This is a genomic window from Pantoea sp. BRR-3P, assembly GCF_039621635.1.
In the GTDB taxonomy this organism is placed as follows: domain Bacteria; phylum Pseudomonadota; class Gammaproteobacteria; order Enterobacterales; family Enterobacteriaceae; genus Pantoea; species Pantoea floridensis.
This window is the reverse complement of sequence record NZ_CP155066.1, coordinates 1,492,762-1,511,686: the sequence shown is the minus strand read 5'-3', so window position 1 is coordinate 1,511,686 and position 18,925 is coordinate 1,492,762. Positions and strand designations below refer to the sequence as shown.

Sequence of the window (18,925 nt, the reverse complement as noted above, 5' to 3'; positions counted from 1 at the left end):
ACAGTCATGAATAACTTTAAGCACGCCATTCTATCCGGAGAACGTATGTTAGGTACCTGGATGATGACCGGTAGTGATACGGTCGCCGAAGCCATGGCCACGGTGGGATTCGATTTCCTGGTACTGGACCAGGAACATGTCGCTGTCGATACGCTGGACGCCATCCGTATTGATCGTGCAATCCGTAGCGTTAACCACACCACAACACCGCTCTACCGACTGGCAGGTAACGATGTTGTGCTGATCAAACGGGCATTGGATGGCGGCGCTATGTCGCTAATGATCCCGTTTATCAACACCGTTGAAGAGGCGAAAAAAGCCGTCGAATCTGCCTATTATCCACCGTATGGCAAACGCGGTTTTGCCGCGATGCACCGTGCATCCGGCTGGGGCGGTAACCCTCGTTTTGTGCAGGAGGCGCATGATGAACTGTGCCTTATCCTGCAACTCGAAACGCCGGAAGCCATTGGCAATATCAATGCCATCAACGAAGTGGAAGGCATTACCGGCTTCTTTATCGGCCCCGGCGACCTCTCCTCTGCGATGGGCCATCCGGGCAATCCGTCCCACCCGGAAGTACAGACGATGATCAAGCGTGGGCTTGAGGTCTGCCAGCGTTTGGGCAAACCGTGCGGCATTGTTGGCGGCAATCCAGACCTGGCCAATAAATACCAACAGATGGGTTTTACTTTTGTGGCGCTGGCATCCGATATGAGCTTCCTGCTGGCACGCGCGAAAGAACAGCTGGCAGCCATCCGTGGTGAGCAGTTAAGCATTCGTGGCGGTGAGGTGTATTAATGACCCTGCTCATTGAAGGCACCTGCGGCGATGTTCACATCGCCGTTGCGCCAGCACTAGGCGGCGGGCTCGCCTGGTTGCGCTGGCGCGGGCATGACATTCTGCGGCCACTCAATCCGCAGGGCGAACAGCGCGCGAATTTATGCGGTAGTTACCCTCTCGTTCCCTGGTCAAACCGTATTGCCAATGGCCGTTTTCACTTCGCCGGGCGCGACAGGGTCGTGGCACGTAACTTTGGCAACCATCCTCATGCCCTGCACGGCAACGGCTGGCAGCAGGAATGGCGAGCGCAACAAAGCGGCGAATCTATTGTCCTCACACTGCAGCGTCCGGCATCAGAGGGCTGGCCCTGGCCGTGGGAAGCGCAGCAGGTTTTTGCGCTCACAGAAAACAGCCTGACGATGACACTGAATTACCGCAATCTGGCTGACATTCCTGTTCCTGCCGGGCTGGGGTTTCATCCGTTTTTCGCCTATGCGGACCGCAGCGAAGTCTATTTTGCGGCGCAACGCGTATGGCTGAATGGCGACGACAGCCTGCCCTGTCGTGAAATCGCTACGCCGGAATTGTGGGACTACCGGGTATTTCGTCAACCGGTACCTGAATCGGTGGACAACTGTTTTACCGGCTGGAACGGAGAAGCCGCGGTACGCTGGCCTTCACGAGGGATTAGCGCCACGCTCACCAGCGACGCACCAAACGCCGTATTCTTCATTCCCGGCCTTGAGCGCAATGTCGTCGCAATTGAGCCGGTAAGCCACATCAACAATGCCATCAATATTTTTCCGCCCGACAGCAGCGAGCAGGCGATGGATATCGTTCTCCCCGGCAGCACGCTGACGCTGGAGATGACCATAAGGATGTCTGACGATGAATAACCCGACGCTTCTTTTTGATTATCAGGGCGAGCTACCGGAATGCCCAACCTGGGATGCCGACACGCAAACGCTCTACTGGACAGATATCCTGAAAAAACAGATCCACGGCTACACCCTACGCACGGGTAAGCAGGCCGTTTTTCATTTTCCGGAAGAGGTGGGATGTTTCGCGCTGCGCGAGCGTGGCGGCTTTATTGTCGCCATGCGTACCGGTATCTGGCTGACCGATGAACATGGCAACCTGCAACAGAAGGTCTGTGATAACCCGAATAATCCACAGCTCGCACGTTTCAATGATGGGGGTACTGACTGGCTTGGCCGCTTTTACGCCGGAACATACTGGGGGCCGCGTGATTACAACGGCGCCCTGCTCTGCCGGGTTGATGCCATGCTGAAAACAACAGTATTGCAGTGCGACATTCTGGGCGCAAACGGACTGGCGTTTTCAGCTGACCAAAAATGGATGTACACCAGCGACACGCCAAATCACGTGATTTATCGCGCGCCGCTGGATGAAAACGGTAGATCCGGTCCACGTCAGGTATGGAAAACCTTTCCGCCTGGCAACGGCAGGCCAGACGGCGCGGCGATGGATAGCGAAGGGTGCTACTGGAGCGCGCTCTTTGACGGCTGGCGAATCGCGCGGTTTTCTCCACAAGGGGACGTTTTGCAGGAATATTCGCTGCCAGTACGCTGTCCTACCATGGTCTGTTTTGGCGGTGAGAATATGAAAACATTATTTATCACCACCACGCGGGAAAATATGACCGTGGAAGAAATACAGGAACGCCCGCTGTCCGGGGCAATATTTACTCTGGATGTTGCTGTTTCTGGAGTTGCAAAAGCTAAATTTAAAGAGAGCGAATAAATGAAAAAGATTGGATTTATCGGGCTTGGCCTGATGGGCGAAGCTATGTCCAAAAATATCATCAGCAAATTTTCCGGTGATGTTTTGGTCTATGACATTAATCAGGATGCAGTTTCCCGGTTAGTCACTGCGGGGGCGAAACCCGCGGCTTCCATTCGGGAAATAGCCGACACCGCTGACGTTATTATTAGTATGGTTCCACGCTCCGAGCATGTGCGGGAAGTCTATAAAGCACTACTCCCCGGATTACATAAAGGACAAATCGCCATTGATATGTCGACTATTGATCCTTCCGTTTCTATTGAGGTTTCCCGTCAGGTTGAAAAAACGGGTGCCATTATGCTGGACGCGCCCGTCGTCAAATCGGTTCCCGCAGCAGTAAAAGGTGAACTGGGGATTTATATTGGCGGTGACAAATCTGCATGGGAAAAAGTGAAGCCTGTGCTGGCGATGATGGGTAACAACCAGATTCATATGGGTGAGAATGGACGCGGTTTAGTGATGAAAATCCTGCATAACCTGATGGTTGCGGGCATTCAGAATAGCGTTAACGAAATGCTGACCACTGCCGATCATTACGGTATCGACAAAACCGATTTCCACAAGGCTATTTCCTATGGCGGCGCGACGAACTGGTATCTGGACAGCAAAATAAATAGCCTGAAGCAGGAAGATTACCGCACCGCGTTCTCTCTGCAGAATATGGCGAAAGACGTCAATATCATGAAAGCCATGCTCGTTGAATCTGGATTAAATCTGCCCGGCGTGGATGTCGTCAAAGGGGTATATGACTGCGGACTGGAAGACGGTCTCGGTGAAGAAGATTTCAGTGCCACCTATAAAGTCGTCAAAACAAATTCAAAAGATAATACAGAAGGTAAATAATGAACACGTATGATAATGTTATTTATAAAAGTCTGAAAGATAAAGTTGTCGTCATCTCCGGTGGGGCCAGCGGCATTGGTGAGGATTATGTTCGCGCCTTTGTTGACCAGGGTGCTCACGTTGCCTTCCTGGACTTTAATAGAGAGGCTGGCGAAAAACTGGCGCAGGAAATGGGATGTTTCTTTTTACCCTGCGATGTCACTAATATTCCACAATTAAAAGAGTGCTTCGCCGCCGTTATTCAGAATCTAGGCGATGTGGATATTCTTATTAATAATGCAGGCAGTGACGACCACCATACTATTGACGATTTAACCGAAGAGTATTTTAACAACCGCATCAATGTGAATTTACGCCATCATCTGTTCGCCATTCAGGCTGTTATTCCCGGGATGACGCGTAAAGGCACCGGCAGCATTATCAATATGGGTTCCATTAACTGGATGCGTGGCCGCCCGGGTCGCGTCTGCTATTCCCTGTCCAAAGCGGCAATTCATGGCTTCACCCGTACTCTGGCGCAGGAACTAGGGGCTCGTGGCATACGCGTGAACAGCCTGGTGCCTGGCGCGATCCGGACACCGAAACAGGACGCCATGTGGGCGAAACTCGATCCGGCGGCAGTAAACCAGTTTATCGAAATGCAGGCGCTCAAATTCCGTCTTGACGGTACGCACTGCGCAAGACTCGCTCTGTTCCTGGCATCCGATGAATCCAGTGGCTGCACAGGCCAGGATTTCATCGTCGATGCAGGGCTTTCGCTCAACTAAGGTGCGGCTATGGACTTCTTTACCCTGTTTACTCCGGACGGCGCAACGCTGGATACCAGCGCAATGCTTATCGTTATCGCCGTGATGTTTCTGTATACCTTCGTGGGAATCTGTGCCGGGTTTGGTGGCGGTCTGACCTCCATGCCCCTTATCACAATGGTATTGCCGTTAAAAATGGCAGCACCAATGTCGGTAATGGTCGGAACGGCGACCGCGCTATATGCCACCTGGCTGTCGCGTAAAGAGACAGACTGGAAATCGGCAATGGTGCTGATTCTGTTCTCGTTTGCCGGGATTCCGGTTGGACTGTATGCACTGTCCTATCTTCCTGACCACATAATGAAGATAGGACTTGGCGGTTTTATCATTATCTACTCGTTCTACAGCCTGTTTATCCCGCGTCTGCCGGTATATGACAAATGCTGGATTGCCGCGCCGATGGGAGCGATAGCAGGGGCACTCGGTGCAGCTTTCTCTACCAATGGTCCGCCGGTCGTGATGTACGGCATGCTGCGTAACCTAGGACCGGCAGCATTCCGCGGTACGTTGAACGCGTTTTTTACCGCGAACAACATTGCGATTGTTGGCGGCTTGGCCACCAGCGGTATTCTGACGATATCGACCTTTAAGCTGGTCATTTTCTGCATCCCGACCATGATCTTAGGTTCTATCGTCGGCCAGTTCGTGCATAAACGCATCTCAGTGAAAACGTTCCGTATCATGGTGTTTTTACTGCTGATAGCGTCAGGGGCGATGCTGATTAAAGGCGCGACCGGAATTTCAGCACTAAGTGCATTACTCCCGGTGTTCGGCCTGCTGGTGATTCTGCACCTAGCGTTCGGTAAAAAGGTCGCCGCTATCCGTGCAGCGGACGAGGCGAATAAAACATAGTAAATATTAGCTAATCTCCCCTGGAGGTAGTTTTACGTACTACCTCCATCTATCTGCATCTTTTATAAACTCAATGAAACCCGCTTCACTTTTATTATCGAGGAAATTGGCCAACGAAAAAAACAACACAACCCGGCATTGTGAATAACTAAAAGACCTCTTTTTTATTATTACCGCCCTATCCATTTTGATGGATAGGGGCTCCCCTACGTTAAAAAATGGATTTATCATGAAAAAAAATAAACGCGATACTTCTGTTATCTTCTGGTATCTCTACCTCTGTTTTTGCCGGTGCTTATGTGGAAAACCGCGAGGCATATAATCTGGCATCCGATCAACAAGAAATCATGCTGCGCGTTGGCTATAACTTTGATATGGGTGCGGGTCTTATGCTCACCAATACCTATACTCTACAACGTAAGGACGAGTTAAAGCATGGCTATAACGAAATCGAAGGCTGGTATCCGTTATTCAAGCCGACGGATAAATTAACGATTCAACCTGGAGGGTTAATTACCGATAAAAGCGTGGGTTCCAGTGGTGCCGTTTATCTCGACATCAATTATAAGTTTACGCCCTGGTTTAATCTTACCGTACGTAACCGATATAACCATAATAACTACAGCTCAACCGATTTGAATGGTGAACAGGATAATAATGACACTTATGAAATCGGCAACTACTGGAATTTCATTATTACAGATAAATTTTCTTATACCTTCGAACCTCATTACTTTATGCGGATAAATGACTTTCACAGTAATAATGGCAAAGACTATCACTGGGAAATCACCAATACCTTTAAATATCGGGTTAATCAAAACTGGCTACCCTACTTTGAGTTACGTTGGTTAGATCGCAATGTCGAACCCTACCATCGGGAACAAAATCAGATTCGTATAGGGGTAAAATATTTCTTTTAGCGATAAATAATATAAAGAAAGTCGCTGAATTTAAGCGACTTTCAACTAACAAAAATTGTCTAGCAGCATTAACAAAGTTTTTAATGCTATCTCTTATCAAAAATCATGACATATCGATTCTCAACACCATACATAAAATTAATTTACAGCAATTCAGTTAAACAAACAATCTTGGGGGGATGAGAGACACAGGGAATTTCGTAACAAAAAAGAGGCCAACTATGACAGCCAACATTCTCCTCCTGAATAATAAAAATAACATGCCTGACTGGCTCACTATAAAAGAAGCCGTCAGAATAGTAAACAAAACGGAAGGTATAAAGATAACCAAAAGTGACATTTATCGCAATGCACTCTGTGGCAAAATTAACCTATCCATCTATTTTCAGTCTTCAGTTTTGTTAGGTAAAGTAAGAGTCTCTGGATATAAACCTAAACTACACCTAGTTTCCGACACACCATTTCGACGATTCTGCCTGCTAGAAAAAAACTGCTTTTTAAAAAATCGAAATCTAATTATAAGTACAGAGGGGAAATATTTTAACCCGAGACAAAGGATTATAGACACAACACTACTTGGTTATGAATACGTGCTGATTCAGCGCTTACTTGCTAACACGTTGAATCTCCCATTACCGGTTGCGGACACAGAAACCATTAATTATGGACTTACAGTCACTATATCAGAAGGGGTGTTTCAGTTATTTGAGAAAACCACATGGCAGGACAGGATGAAAAAACAGATGGCGAAACTTCCGGAAAGTCGTGTTCTGGACGTTGCTTCAGAATTATCAACCAGTAAAATACATCCGTTGTGCCGGAACGATTACTTCCCTCTTCATGAATTACCAGCAGATGCCTGCTTCGTTATCCGACATTCTGAACTCGAAAGACTTATCAATTCATATACAAAAAATATGGCGATAACATCCCCCTCAACACGTATCTCCACGCCTTTATCACGCATGTTATGGCTGGCTTGCAAGCATAATGAAACCATCAGTCCTTTAATCCGACAACCCTATAAACTCCTGTCTATTTTTGAGCAGTGGGCGTCTGATGACGGCATTACTGACCATTTGAGTGGTGACACGCTGAAAAATGCACTGAAGCGGGGTTCTCCTTCCTCAACATCCTTACACGATTAATAACATCCTTATTCATCTCAATAAATAACCCGTATTAAGAGTCTACCCACCCTTAATACGGGCTTATCAGCTTTCCTTGTGTTTGTCGCTGTGCTTTTTTGTCATCTATGGGTATACCGGGTTATTTCACCACAGGAGAAAATGATGACATCTCATCAGTTATTACGTCTGAAAAAGGTCGAAGAAAAAACCGGCCTGAAACGTTCTCAAATTTACCTGTATATGAAAAATGGCGATTTTCCTCGCTCCATTAAAATTGGCCCTGCCAGTGTAGCGTGGCTGGAGTCTGAAATTGATGACTGGATTACCATTAAATTAACCAACCGCTGAAAATTTTTAATGGAGATAAAGAGTTATGGTCCCATCATTAAATTATGACGTATTAACCGACGTCCTTCATGCTTTGAAAGAAGGCAATATTCGTTACTGCGAGTCCCTCGGATTCACTTTCGACGAAATAAATGCTCTCGATCAGTTATCCCTTGATGAACTGTTTATTGTCAGCCGGGCGACGGCACCCTTTGTTTCGATCACTGTCCGCCATGATGTGCTGCATCATTTACTGGCGCAGGCCCGCCAGGAATACCGGCATCAACAGGTGATTAACCGGGCTATCCACCTGGGTGGCTCTATAGCGTTGCTCAAACACTATTTTGGCCTGACATCAAATGAAGTCTGCCTTCGCCGTAGGTTGCTGGGTGTCAGCGTGCCGTATGGCCGGACACCTGAACCGGATGAAAAGACGGATGCTGCTATCTGGCTGCAATGGCAACAGCGCCGGGTGGAAAACCTTGAATCGCCCGCCGCACTGATCGCCATGATGCAGGTGACGGAATCCCTGATGCCAAAGCCCGAAGGACTATCACTCACCACGGTCTGGAAGCGTATCGTGCTGTGCGAACAGGACATCATCGCCAACAGGAGGACGCCACATGCCGGATGTGATTGACCGCGATCAGGAATTTAATGAACAGCGACTGGATGAGATGATTGAGCAGAATCGATTTAAACCAGGGCCAGCGCCATCATTATTCCACTGTCGTTTATGTGGTAAACCCATTCCAGAAAAGAGACGACAAGCACTGCGGGGTGTAACCACCTGTACGGAATGTCAGGAAAAACTTGAACGTAGTAGCCGCTGACAGGATAAAAAGGACGTGTAGAGATGTTATATCTCAGCACGTCTTTATTATTCACGGTGAATGTGAATACCACTCTGTCGTGTTTTTTACATCCTCATTATCCTCACTCCATCTTAAATACTCCACTATCTTTCTCTCTTCTTTTTGTTTTGAGTTTCTCATTTATATCCCGAGCCAGATATTCGATTCTGAAAACGACGTTACAGCATAGTTGCCCCGATGGACATTAATTCGTCCGGGCCGGGCATTGCTCTTTAACAAAATGGATCGGGCTGTCACATAACTACAATTCAGGGTGCCGCTGAATGTTCTCGCTGACCCGTTAAAACCGGAATGCAGAACCGGGATGTGATTCATTTATTTTATTTACTGTTTTTGATTAAAGGAAATTACATGAGAAAACCGGCTTATCACGTCTTTGTTACCCAGGAAAGTCAGCCCGATGCTCAGGGCGAAACAAACACGTACTGGACAAAAGTTGGCGTGGCCTTCGCGCATAACGGCAAGTCCGGCCTGAATATTGTGCTGATTCCCGGTATCGCGGTTTCCGGCAGGGTGGTGCTGCTCGAACCGAGAGAAGAAAGCGACATTTCACAGGATTCCGCTGCCGCTTAATCCATTTTCTCTTCTTCTCCCCCGGCGGCGTACTTTTCTATAAGCCGCCGGTCTCTTTGTTACGAGGCCAGCATGATTTCCACCTCTGCCTTTCTGGCACTGGCGGTGCAGTGCGCCGCCAGTATTCACCCGTCCACGTCACTTGATGTCGCACGGGTCGAATCCGGCTTCCACCCTTACGCCATTGCTGAAATTCTGCCAGACAGCCGGGGCGTGATTTCACATTTCCCCACAAGTCTGCCGGAGGCGATCCGCCTCACCAGACAGCTGGCGACACAGGAGCGACGCTATTCGGTCGGCCTGATGCAAATCACCAGCACCAATTTCCGCCATTACGGCGTCACGGCCAGCGACATGCTTAACCCTTGCATCAATCTGTCGGTATTTGAGCGCATTCTCGCCGACTGTTACCGGCGCGGCGGCACCCTGAAAAGAGCACTCAGTTGTTACTACTCCGGCAACTTTGAAACCGGCCAGCGACCGGAATCCGCCTTTAACCAGACCAGCTACGTACAGCGCATTGGCTATGTCGTCCCGTCCACCCGGGAAGACCGGCAGCGTGTCCCTGACCCGAGCACACAACCGTCAATCCGTTATCCCGCCGTTGTGCTGCGCGGCGAGCCTGCCGGTGCCACTGCGCCGATCCTGACTTCCCTGCATTATCCCGGTTCCGTCATTCGCGACGCTATCCCTGTTACCCCTGATGAGGAGAAATGATCATGCGTAAACGCCGTTACTCTGCTGTTGGTTCCGTGCTGCTGTCTGCCCCGGCGCTGGCGGCAGACAGCGGATTTAACAAGGCCAGTGAGACACTGAGCAATACTTCGACTGGCCTGCTGGGACTGGCCGCCGTCACCATCACACTGGCGACCATGTGGGTGGGCTACAAGGTGCTGTTCGACGGCAAGAGCCTGCACGACATGCGTAACGTAATCATCGGCGCGATCCTGATTGTCGGCGCATCCGGCTTCGGTGCCTACTGGGCATCATAAGAGAGGTAACGATGGCTACGCTGAATAAAGCACTGACGCGGCCTGCCGCCATTATGGGGATTCCTCTGGTGCCGTTCGTTCTCGTCAGCGGGGCCATCGTCCTGCTGGCGGTCTATGTCAGCTATTACCTGGCGGTTCTGCTCATTCCTGCCTGGGCGGAAATGAAAAATAAAACCCGAAAGGACATGCATTATTTCAGTCTGCTCTGGCTGGCGTTTAAAACCCGTGGACGACTTTTCACCAATACCCATTTTGGCGCGAATGCCCTTCTGGCTAACCAGTACGATAACGTTGATGTCTCGGAGTTTTATCAGAAAATGAAATTAAACGAGCGTATTACGCTGGATAAATATATTCCGTACTCCTCCCATATTCACCCTTACGTCATCAGAAACCGTCACCGTGATTTTGTTGCCACCTGGGAGCTGGGCGGCACAGTCTTTGAATGTGAAGACGAACATCACCTGACCCTGATGGCTACGCACCTGAATAACGTTATTCGTTCGTATGAGGGTCTGCCGTTAACATTCTATATTCACCGGCTCCGTGAAAAATACCATGATGCTTTTGAAGCCTGTTCGGGTATTCCCTTTTCCGATGAGGTAACACGTCGGTATTACCAGCCGGTAAAAGAAAAACCGTTCTGGCGGCACCGGCTGTTTTTCACCGTCTGCTACGCACCGTTCTCTCAGATTGAGAAGAAAACCATGAAAGCGCAACCGCACGGTAAACGCCAGGCAGCACTGGATGACGCGCTCAAAATCATGCTGGAATACCGCGAAGCACTGGAATCTTCATTATCCCGCTATATGGCAATGCCGCTGGGGATATATGAAGAAAACGGGCGGGTATATTCCTCGCAACTGGCGTTCTTCCACCGCCTGATCACCGGCCAGTGGCAGAAAGTGGCCGTAACGCGCTCGCCGTTTTATGAAACGTTAAGCACGCCGGACGTGTTTTTAACCACCGACACCGGTGAATGCCAGACGGTCAGCGGTTCCCGCTTCTTCCGCAGCCTGGAGATTAAGGATTATTCCCCCGAAACCCATACCGGTATGCTGGACGCACTGTTGTACGCCGAAAGCGAGTATGTTCTGACGCAGTCCTTTACCTGTATGGCACGGGATGAGGCGCAGGATCATATCCGTCTGGCGGAAAAACGACTTAACTCCACGGACGACGACGCGACTTCCCAGCGCGAAGAGCTGATTGTCCTGCGCGACCTGCTCCAGTCCGGGCATGTGTCGTGCGGTAAATTCCACTTTTCCCTGCTGATCTCCTCAGACAGTGCCGGACAGGTGGTGAAGGACACTAACGTTCTGGCCCAGCCCTTCGCCGATCTGGGTATTATGACGACGCTCTCCACCCTGTCACTGCCCGCCGCATATCTGGCGCAACTGCCGGGCGTCTATACGCTGCGTCCCCGACTGGTAGCCGTCAGCAGCCAGAATTTTGCCGATATGGCCTGCCTGCATAACTTCCATCCCCACAAACGCAGCGGCAATCCGTGGGGGGAAGCCATCGCCATCCTCACATCGCCCGGCGGTGGCGGGTATTACCTGAACCTTCACGACAGCCAGGCCGGGCGGGATGACACCGGTGAGAAAACGCCAGGGAATACGGCGATTATCGGGAAAACCGGCTCCGGCAAAACCCTGCTGATGACGGTCATGCAACAACTGATGCAGAAGTACCGTAACCCGGCGACATTTGCGCCTTCTGCCACCCTCAAACGGCTGACCACGGTGTATTTCGATAAGGACCGGGCGGCGGAGATGGCGATCCGCCAGGCGGGCGGGCGTTATTTCCGCATCCGTACCGGCGAGCCCACCGGATTCAACCCGTTTGCGCTGGAGCCAACCCGCCGGAACATCAGTTTCATCAAACGGCTGGTGCGCATGCTGTTCCGCCGTAACGGTAAGCCGCTCGATCCACGCGATGAGGAACGGATCAGTGCCGCCGTAGACACCATCATGCTGGACTATCCACCGGAGTACCGCCGGTTCGGGATCACCCGGCTGCTGGAAGTGCTGCCGGAGCCGCCGACCACAGACGCCCGCACCAACGGGCTGCGTATTCGCCTGAAACAGTGGGCGCAGGGGGGCGAGTTCGGCTGGGTGTTTGATAACGAGGCTGATACTTTCACCATCAGCGATGTCGATAACTTTGGTATCGACGGCACCGAATTTCTTGATGATGACGATATTCGCGGCCCCATCACCTTTTACCTGCTGTACCGTGTGACCAGTCTTCTGGACGGTCGCCGCCTGGTGATGTTTATGGATGAGTTCTGGCGCTGGCTGGCCGATGTCGAATTTTCCCGCTTCTCCCTCAATATGCTGAAAGTCATCCGAAAGCTGAACGGTATCTTCGTTCCGGCAACACAGTCACCGGATGAAATCGTCAGACATCCCATCGCCCCGGCGATTATTGAGCAGTGCGGTACCCAGATTTTCCTCGCCAATCCGAAAGCCAGCTATGCGGATTACGTGGAGAAAATGAAAGTGCCGGACAGCGTTTATGAGACGGTCAGGAACCTGGATCCGGGCGAGCATTATATGGTCATCCTGAAAACACCGTTGCAGGCCGGAGAAACCCGCCCGTTTGTGGCAATGGCGAAAATGGATCTGTCCGGACTGGGTAAACTCACCCGGCTTCTCAGCGGCAGTGAGGACAACCTGAAAATATTCGATGCCATTTATCAGTACGGCATGCGACCTGATCAATGGAAAGAAACCTTCCTTGAGCGAGCAATCTAATATTCATACGGAGGTCATTGATATGCGTACCAGATATACCTTTCTGGCATTATCGTTATTTTTCTCGACGCAGGCGTTCAGCGCCGGAATACCGGTTTTCGACGCCGTGCAGAATACCGAATCCATTAACCAGTGGATGCGGAAATTACAGCAATGGGAGGATACGGTTACCCATTATAAAAGTGAACTTGATGCATATAAGAAGCAACTGGCTACCGCAACCGGCGTGCGGGATATTCAGGGTTTTCTCAGCGATGCCCGAAACCTGAAAACCGACATTGATAATCTTCGTAAGAACGGTATTTCACTGGATGTTCTGCTGACCACGCAGAACAGTTCATATTCTTCTGAACTGCAAAACCTTTACAGTAAATACAAATCGTTCAGCGTATGCAGCCCGGAACAGGAAGGAATAAATTCTCAGGCCCTAGCCGACAGTTGTAAACAGATAATCCTCAACCAGGCAATGGCGATTGAGAATACCACTAAGGTTGAAAACAGGATCAACAGCACACTCAGCGATATATCAGACTTATCTGACCGTATATCGAATGCGCAGGACTCGAAAGAGTCTCAGGATCTGGCTAACGCCATCGCGGCGAAAAGCGTACAGTTAAATGCGCTGACGAATCAGTGGGAGATGTCTGTCAGACAGGCTGAACAGCGAACGACATTGCTGGAGCAGCAAAGACAGACAGCCTTTGAACAGCAGCAGCTAACGGCACCTGTTGGTGACTTTAATAATTTATAAGGAGGTTATCTGTGCTCAGATCCTTTTTCACCTTATGCACACTCTCAGGCGTGATATTACTGTCCGGCTGCAAGGAAACCAAATCCGAAACCTGGTATAAGCAGCATCCTGACGAAACTTATGCGGTTTATACGCAATGCCTGAAGGATGGCGAGGCAAGCGATAACTGCGAATTTGCCCACCGGGCAGCACTTATGTTTGCACAGGAAGGCCAGCCCGGGGTTAAGGAGAAATTTGAGGCGATATTTCAGCAGGAAGCTGAAAAACGAAATGCTGTGACGCAGTAATTTTTCCTCCAGCAAAACAGGGAATTCTCCCTGTTTTTTAATTCCTTTCTTTATATATCAGGTGAGACACCATGTCCGGTGGTATTTTTGTTGGTATGGACAAAAACATCATGGATGGACTGAATGCCGTACTGGAAGGCCAGTCTTCCACTTACGGCACGATGATCAGCGTCATCATTGTCAGCTCTTTTACCTTATTTATACTGTTCCGCGGTTATCAGACGCTGGCTGGCAAACTCCGGACCCCGGTTGAAGATGTCGTCTGGGATGTGGGGCGAATGCTGCTTATCATCACCTTTGTGTTAAACCGGGATGGCTGGCTGGATATGGCAGTAGCGGCTATCCAGGGACTTAAAGACGGTATCAGCGGTGATGATAACGTCTGGGCGCTGCTCGATACTGTCTGGGAAAAGGCACAGGCGCTGGGGCAAAAGTTATTTAATATGGACACCTCAACTTACGTCAAACTAAATGGCGGCCTTGCCGAAGTCCTGGTATGGGGCGGCTCTATTGTCCTGCTGATGGCAGCCACCTTTGTGAACCTGCTCGCCGAAATCACCATCCTGTTAATGACGACCACCGCGCCGCTCTTTATTTTCTGCCTGTTGTACGGTTTTCTTAAACCGATGTTTGATAACTGGCTGAAAACGATTTTCGCGGCAATATTAACGATCATGTTTTCTGCCTTATCCATCCGTATCGCCATTAATTACCTGAATAAAATACTGGATGCTGCAACAAAAACATCCGCTGAAACCAATATGGTCACGCTGGCGGCGCAATGCCTGCTGGCCGGGGTGGCGGCGGGTGTGGTGGTCTGGTTCTCCGCGAAGCTCGCCAGCGCACTCAGCGGGGCCGCCGTACAGGCGGTGCTGCAGGGGGCAGCCATGAGTGGTCTGAGCGGACTGGCGAATAAATCCGCCGACCTCACCGGTCCGGGTGTAAAGGGTGGTGCCCGCCTGGCTGCGAAAGGCGGCATGGCCGTCGCCGCGTCGACCGGCAGGCTCACCAGCGCAGGCGCGGGTAAAACCGTGAGCGCCTGGCAAAAACGCGCCGCCGCCATCGAAAGCATGAAACGTCTGAACCGGCAGCGTCACCGTTAATCCTCCCGACCCTTAATTTCCTTTCCCCGTCACGCCGTGGCCTGCGCCACCGGTGCGGCATTCCCGCATCCATACGATAAGGGGCTTCCATGAAATTCAGCATCTTCCTTCTGATACTGTGCGCGCTCACGGGCTGCGCACGGCATCAGGGCGACCTTCCGCCTATATCCGGCGAACCCGAGCCGGTGAATTCCCCCGCCATCATTCAGGAGCTGACTCACCATGTCTGATATTCAGAACATTGTTAATTTTTCCCGCTCTTTTGAATCCATCCTGCTGGAAAAAGAAGAGCGTTCCCGAAGAACCGCCTGGCGGGTGGCCGCTGCCGGACTGATTCTGGCCGCAATGGCGATTACGGCCATTATTATTCTGCTGCCGCTGAAAACCACCGACACTGAATTATGGTCAGTGGATAAACAGACCGGGCGCTATGAATATATGACCCGCGTGAAGGAACGGGATATTTCGTCTGAAAAGGCACTGGCGCATTCACTGGCTGCACACTATGTCAGACTCCGCGAGGGATATAATTATTTCTCCCTCCAGCGTGATTATGACGACGTACAGTTATTTAACAGCGACAGCGTAAACCGGGACTATCTGGACGGGTTTAACGGCGACCAGGCCCCGGACATGATTTTTAACAAGGCGGAATATGTCGTTTATATCGACATTATTTCCAATGTGCATGCGCCTGCCACCGGGCCGGATAATCTGGCAACCCTGCGTATCAAGCGCACAATTCGTCGTGTTGCTGATAATTCCGTGAAAACGGATGTGTGGAATATCCGTCTCACTTACCGCTACGTCCCACACCGGCAACTGACCGACAGCCAGCGCGAAGTGAACCCGCTGGGCTTTATCGTCACCAGCTACCAGCGCGATAAAGAGCTGAGGGGGGAATGATGCTGAAACATACCCTGCTCCTCTCTGGCTTAATGGTGTCATGCGTGGCATGGAGCGCAGCGACACCGCGCGGCAGCGCGTATGACAGCCGGATGCAGAACGTCACATACAACAGCCAGAACGCCACGGTCGTCAGTACCCGTCCTGGCTACGTCACCATGCTGGTGTTTGACGATGATGAAACCGTTATCGATGCGCAGGCAGGTTTTCCCAGAGGCTGGACCGTGACGAAAAGCGATAACCGGGTGGGCGTCAGCCCGAACCCGATTACCCAGCCGGTCACGGATGCCAGCGGCAACAACGTCAGCCAGGTGTTTCTGCCGATGGCAAAAGACTGGAAAACCAATCTGTTCGTGGTGACATCAAAGCGCGATTACAGCCTGGAGCTGAACGTGCTGGATAAAGACTCGCCCGCCCAGTCCTTTGTTATCCGCTACCGCTATCCCGACGAACTGCGGAAAAAGTCTGCCGCCGCCAGCGCCACCCGTCAGCAACATCAGCAGGAAGCACTGGACCGGCAGCGGATAGCAGCGGCATTCGGGCAGACCACCACACCGCGCAACTGGCGCTATACAAAACGGGTGGCCGCCGGTTCCGCCGCCATCGCCCCGGACTTTACCTGGGATGACGGTCGTTTCGCGTATATCGGTTTTTCCCCCACGAAAACCCTGCCTTCCGTTTTCCGGGTGGTTAACGGCCAGGAGCAGGCGGTCACGCCCGGAACGGTTAAACGGGGCAACTACACCGTGATGGTGGTTCCGGCATCGCCGCAGCTGGTTCTGCGTTACGGCACCTCGGTGGTGGGGATCGAAAACGACGGATTCGGGCGTATCCCGCTGACCAGCAGTGACACCGTTTCGCCGTCCGTTACGCTGGAGGCCAAATGACCGACAAATCTTTCCCGGACGAACCGGAAAAAACCACCGCAGAACGGGAAGCAGAAGCCCGCGAACGCGCCCGCGCCCGCGCCCGCGCGGCAATGGCATATCAGGAGCCGGAGCAGAAAACATCGCCTGGTCAGCCGGAAGTGACCCGTTTCCGTAAAGCTTCCGGTCGCCGCACGCTGATCGTCAGCCTGCTGAGTCTGGTCCTGGTCATCGCGCTGGCATCCGGTGGCGATCGTCTTCTCAGCGCCCTGAAAAGGGGTGATGAGAAAGGATCTGACACCGCGCCGCCGCCCTCCTCCGGGGCGGTGCAGCAGGAGCGTAAAAATCTGGGCATGGACAGTAATCCGTTTGGCCAGTTCGGGCCAGGGAGGCAGGAAAGCACGGGCCCTGCCAGTCAGAGGGCCCCTGCCACTCCAGCTCTGCCGCCAGGGCCGCCCGCCCTGAACAAGGCGGCAGCACTGGCAAACGGGCTGAACAGCGGCAGTACAGGCTCAGGCGACAATACACGCACGTCCCGAAGCGGAGTGCGCAGCAACACGGAAACGTCAGGCAGACCGTCAGCCTCCACGGCGTATACATCCTGTCAGTCGGTACTGGTCAGTGGCGAAGATGGACGCCTGCGCTGCCCGGATACGACAGCACCGGCAGGCAGCAATAACAACGACAATCCGGGCGTTGCCCGCGTCACCGGTGTCAGACGGCTGGGCCTTGATCCCGATCTCTATATCCCGGTGGACCGCTATATTCCGTGTTCGATGATGCGGCGCTTCGTATCCGATGTTGGCGGTCATATCTCCTGCCTGATCGGTGAGAATGTCTGGAGCGCCAGTAACCATGTGAAGCTGATCCCGGCAGGAACGGTCGCCCGTGGCGTCTACCGCACCGGCGCACTGCAACACGGGCGCAGCCGGATGTTTGTGCTGTGGACGGAATTGCGCACGCCGGAGCCCGGCAGCCTGCAAATCCCGCTCACCGATACGCAGGCCACCGGCCCGCTCGGTGAGGCGGGGATCGCAGGCTGGATCGACAGCCATTTCTGGGAGCGTTTCGGCAACGCCCTGATGCTGAGTACCGTGCAGGACGTGGCGGCAGCGGCATCAGATGCCGCGCCAGGTAAAGACCGCAATACCGACTACACCGAAAACACCCGCGCCGCCACGGCGGAAATGGCGAAAACGACGCTGGAAAACAGCATCAGTATCCCGCCCACGATGTACCTGAACCAGGGAGACGTGATCGGCATCATGACCGGCACGGATATTGATTTTTCCTCTGTTTATCAACTACGGCTGAAAAAGAAATGGTATGAGCGCTGAAAACCTGTCACTGGATTTTATGAAAAATCAGCTGTTCGGTGATTATCTGCCAGTCGAAGGGCTGACCGAAATCGCGATTAACCGACCGGGGGAACTGCACACCAAAATAAAGGGGGCATGGCAGCAGCGTGAATCCCCGGTCACGCTGCGTCAGTGTCATGCCTTTGCCAGAGCACTGGCTTCCTGGCAGGACGCTAATATTGACGATACGTCACCGATACTGTCGGCCACGCTCGAATCCGGCGAGCGTATTCAGGCGATTATTCCCCCGGCCTGTGAGCGAAATACCGTATCTATTACCCTGCGCAAACCGTCATTCGGGCAAAAAACACATCAGTCATGGATTGATACGGGATTTTATCAGCGTGTGGCTGGTCAGGAGAAAACGGAAAGCCAGGATAATGCACTGGTCCGGTTATATCACAGCGGGGATATTCCCCGCTTTATGGAAAAGGCGGTGGAATACGGCAAAACGATTTTTATTGTGGGTGAAACCGGCTCCGGCAAAACCACCTATATGAAAACGCTGCTGCATTATATTCCGCTGCATCTCCGGCTGGTAACGATTGAGGATAATCCCGAAATCCGCTTTTATCACCATGCCAATTATGTGCATCTTTTTTACCCGGCGGATGCCGGGGATAACGCCATTGTCACGCCCGGCAGGCTGATCCGTGCTAATTATCGTATGAACCCTGACCGGATTTTACTGGCAGAAATTCGCGGGAGGGAAGCGTGGGACGCGCTGAAAATTATTGGTTCCGGGCATGAGGGATTAATCACCTCCCTGCATGCGGGCAACCCGGAAGAATGCATTGAAGGGATCATTGACCGCTGCTATGAAAACCCGGACTGCCGGAACATTCCTTTTGATGTACTGTTACGCAAGGTACTTAAAAGTATTGATGTCATCATCAGTATTGATATACACGGCGATGTGCGCCGGATGTGTGATATTTACTTTAAGCCAGTTCATTTAAATAGTATGAAAGAGACATTCAGACAATAA

22 protein-coding genes are annotated in these 18,925 nt (G+C 51.7%); all 22 read left to right on the top strand.

Going from position 1 to position 18,925, the window contains the following annotated elements:
• Positions 1 to 6 precede the first annotated feature (6 nt).
• The 22 genes from AAGR08_RS06905 (at position 7) to virB11 (ending at position 18,925) form a co-directional block, all read left to right on the top strand.
• Positions 7 to 798, top strand: a complete 792-nt coding sequence (locus tag AAGR08_RS06905; protein WP_345829238.1) for an aldolase/citrate lyase family protein — start codon at positions 7 to 9, stop codon at positions 796 to 798.
• Entirely contained in the window at positions 798 to 1,676 is an 879-nt protein-coding gene (locus tag AAGR08_RS06900; protein WP_345829237.1) for an aldose 1-epimerase, read from the top strand. Before AAGR08_RS06905 ends, AAGR08_RS06900 begins: the two co-directional genes overlap by 1 nt.
• Complete coding sequence (locus AAGR08_RS06895; protein ID WP_345829235.1) at positions 1,669 to 2,544, top strand: SMP-30/gluconolactonase/LRE family protein; 876 nt, start codon at positions 1,669 to 1,671, stop codon at positions 2,542 to 2,544. The genes AAGR08_RS06900 and AAGR08_RS06895 overlap by 8 nt, the downstream gene beginning before the upstream one ends.
• On the top strand, positions 2,545 to 3,429 hold the full coding sequence (locus AAGR08_RS06890) for an NAD(P)-dependent oxidoreductase (protein ID WP_345829234.1): 885 nt from the start codon (positions 2,545 to 2,547) through the stop codon (positions 3,427 to 3,429).
• Positions 3,429 to 4,196 carry an SDR family oxidoreductase gene (locus AAGR08_RS06885; RefSeq protein ID WP_123754986.1) on the top strand — a complete coding sequence of 256 codons (768 nt, stop codon included), beginning with the start codon at positions 3,429 to 3,431 and terminating at the stop codon, positions 4,194 to 4,196. The genes AAGR08_RS06890 and AAGR08_RS06885 overlap by 1 nt, the downstream gene beginning before the upstream one ends.
• Before the next feature lie 9 nt (positions 4,197 to 4,205).
• Positions 4,206 to 5,087: a sulfite exporter TauE/SafE family protein gene (locus AAGR08_RS06880; RefSeq protein WP_345829232.1), complete on the top strand. Its 882-nt coding sequence runs from the start codon at positions 4,206 to 4,208 to the stop codon at positions 5,085 to 5,087.
• 239 nt (positions 5,088 to 5,326) lie between these two features.
• A complete protein-coding gene (gene ompL, locus AAGR08_RS06875; protein WP_345829869.1) occupies positions 5,327 to 6,010 on the top strand; it encodes a porin OmpL in 684 nt (227 codons plus the stop codon).
• A gap of 221 nt (positions 6,011 to 6,231) precedes the next feature.
• The gene (locus AAGR08_RS06870; RefSeq protein ID WP_345829231.1) at positions 6,232 to 7,158 is read left to right on the top strand and encodes a hypothetical protein; all 927 of its coding nucleotides are present in this window, start codon (positions 6,232 to 6,234) and stop codon (positions 7,156 to 7,158) included.
• Between the two features lie 144 nt (positions 7,159 to 7,302).
• Positions 7,303 to 7,488, top strand: a complete 186-nt coding sequence (locus AAGR08_RS06865; protein WP_095101072.1) for an AlpA family transcriptional regulator — start codon at positions 7,303 to 7,305, stop codon at positions 7,486 to 7,488.
• A gap of 25 nt (positions 7,489 to 7,513) precedes the next feature.
• On the top strand, positions 7,514 to 8,107 hold the full coding sequence (locus AAGR08_RS06860; RefSeq protein ID WP_345829229.1) for a DUF2857 domain-containing protein: 594 nt from the start codon (positions 7,514 to 7,516) through the stop codon (positions 8,105 to 8,107).
• Complete coding sequence (locus AAGR08_RS06855; RefSeq protein WP_345829228.1) at positions 8,091 to 8,300, top strand: TraR/DksA family transcriptional regulator; 210 nt, start codon at positions 8,091 to 8,093, stop codon at positions 8,298 to 8,300. Before AAGR08_RS06860 ends, AAGR08_RS06855 begins: the two co-directional genes overlap by 17 nt.
• 393 nt (positions 8,301 to 8,693) lie before the next feature.
• Complete coding sequence (locus tag AAGR08_RS06850) at positions 8,694 to 8,915, top strand: hypothetical protein (protein WP_345829227.1); 222 nt, start codon at positions 8,694 to 8,696, stop codon at positions 8,913 to 8,915.
• 72 nt (positions 8,916 to 8,987) lie between these two features.
• On the top strand, positions 8,988 to 9,632 hold the full coding sequence (locus AAGR08_RS06845; protein WP_345829226.1) for a lytic transglycosylase domain-containing protein: 645 nt from the start codon (positions 8,988 to 8,990) through the stop codon (positions 9,630 to 9,632).
• A complete protein-coding gene (locus tag AAGR08_RS06840; RefSeq protein ID WP_345829225.1) occupies positions 9,629 to 9,907 on the top strand; it encodes a TrbC/VirB2 family protein in 279 nt (92 codons plus the stop codon). The genes AAGR08_RS06845 and AAGR08_RS06840 overlap by 4 nt, the downstream gene beginning before the upstream one ends.
• An 11-nt stretch (positions 9,908 to 9,918) precedes the next feature.
• The gene (locus AAGR08_RS06835) at positions 9,919 to 12,666 is read left to right on the top strand and encodes a VirB3 family type IV secretion system protein (RefSeq protein ID WP_345829224.1); all 2,748 of its coding nucleotides are present in this window, start codon (positions 9,919 to 9,921) and stop codon (positions 12,664 to 12,666) included.
• A gap of 22 nt (positions 12,667 to 12,688) precedes the next feature.
• On the top strand, positions 12,689 to 13,417 hold the full coding sequence (locus AAGR08_RS06830; protein ID WP_345829868.1) for a type IV secretion system protein: 729 nt from the start codon (positions 12,689 to 12,691) through the stop codon (positions 13,415 to 13,417).
• 11 nt (positions 13,418 to 13,428) lie between these two features.
• A complete protein-coding gene (locus AAGR08_RS06825; protein ID WP_345829223.1) occupies positions 13,429 to 13,704 on the top strand; it encodes an EexN family lipoprotein in 276 nt (91 codons plus the stop codon).
• A gap of 71 nt (positions 13,705 to 13,775) precedes the next feature.
• Positions 13,776 to 14,807 carry a type IV secretion system protein gene (locus AAGR08_RS06820; RefSeq protein WP_345829222.1) on the top strand — a complete coding sequence of 344 codons (1,032 nt, stop codon included), beginning with the start codon at positions 13,776 to 13,778 and terminating at the stop codon, positions 14,805 to 14,807.
• A 222-nt stretch (positions 14,808 to 15,029) separates the two neighbouring features.
• Positions 15,030 to 15,713 (top strand): type IV secretion system protein, encoded by a 684-nt coding sequence (locus tag AAGR08_RS06815; RefSeq protein WP_345829221.1) that lies wholly within the window; start codon positions 15,030 to 15,032, stop codon positions 15,711 to 15,713.
• Positions 15,710 to 16,600 (top strand): P-type conjugative transfer protein VirB9, encoded by an 891-nt coding sequence (gene virB9 / locus AAGR08_RS06810; RefSeq protein WP_345829220.1) that lies wholly within the window; start codon positions 15,710 to 15,712, stop codon positions 16,598 to 16,600. The genes AAGR08_RS06815 and virB9 overlap by 4 nt, the downstream gene beginning before the upstream one ends.
• The gene (gene virB10, locus AAGR08_RS06805) at positions 16,597 to 17,916 is read left to right on the top strand and encodes a VirB10/TraB/TrbI family type IV secretion system protein (RefSeq protein ID WP_345829219.1); all 1,320 of its coding nucleotides are present in this window, start codon (positions 16,597 to 16,599) and stop codon (positions 17,914 to 17,916) included. Before virB9 ends, virB10 begins: the two co-directional genes overlap by 4 nt.
• A complete protein-coding gene (gene virB11, locus AAGR08_RS06800) occupies positions 17,906 to 18,925 on the top strand; it encodes a P-type DNA transfer ATPase VirB11 (protein WP_345829218.1) in 1,020 nt (339 codons plus the stop codon). The genes virB10 and virB11 overlap by 11 nt, the downstream gene beginning before the upstream one ends.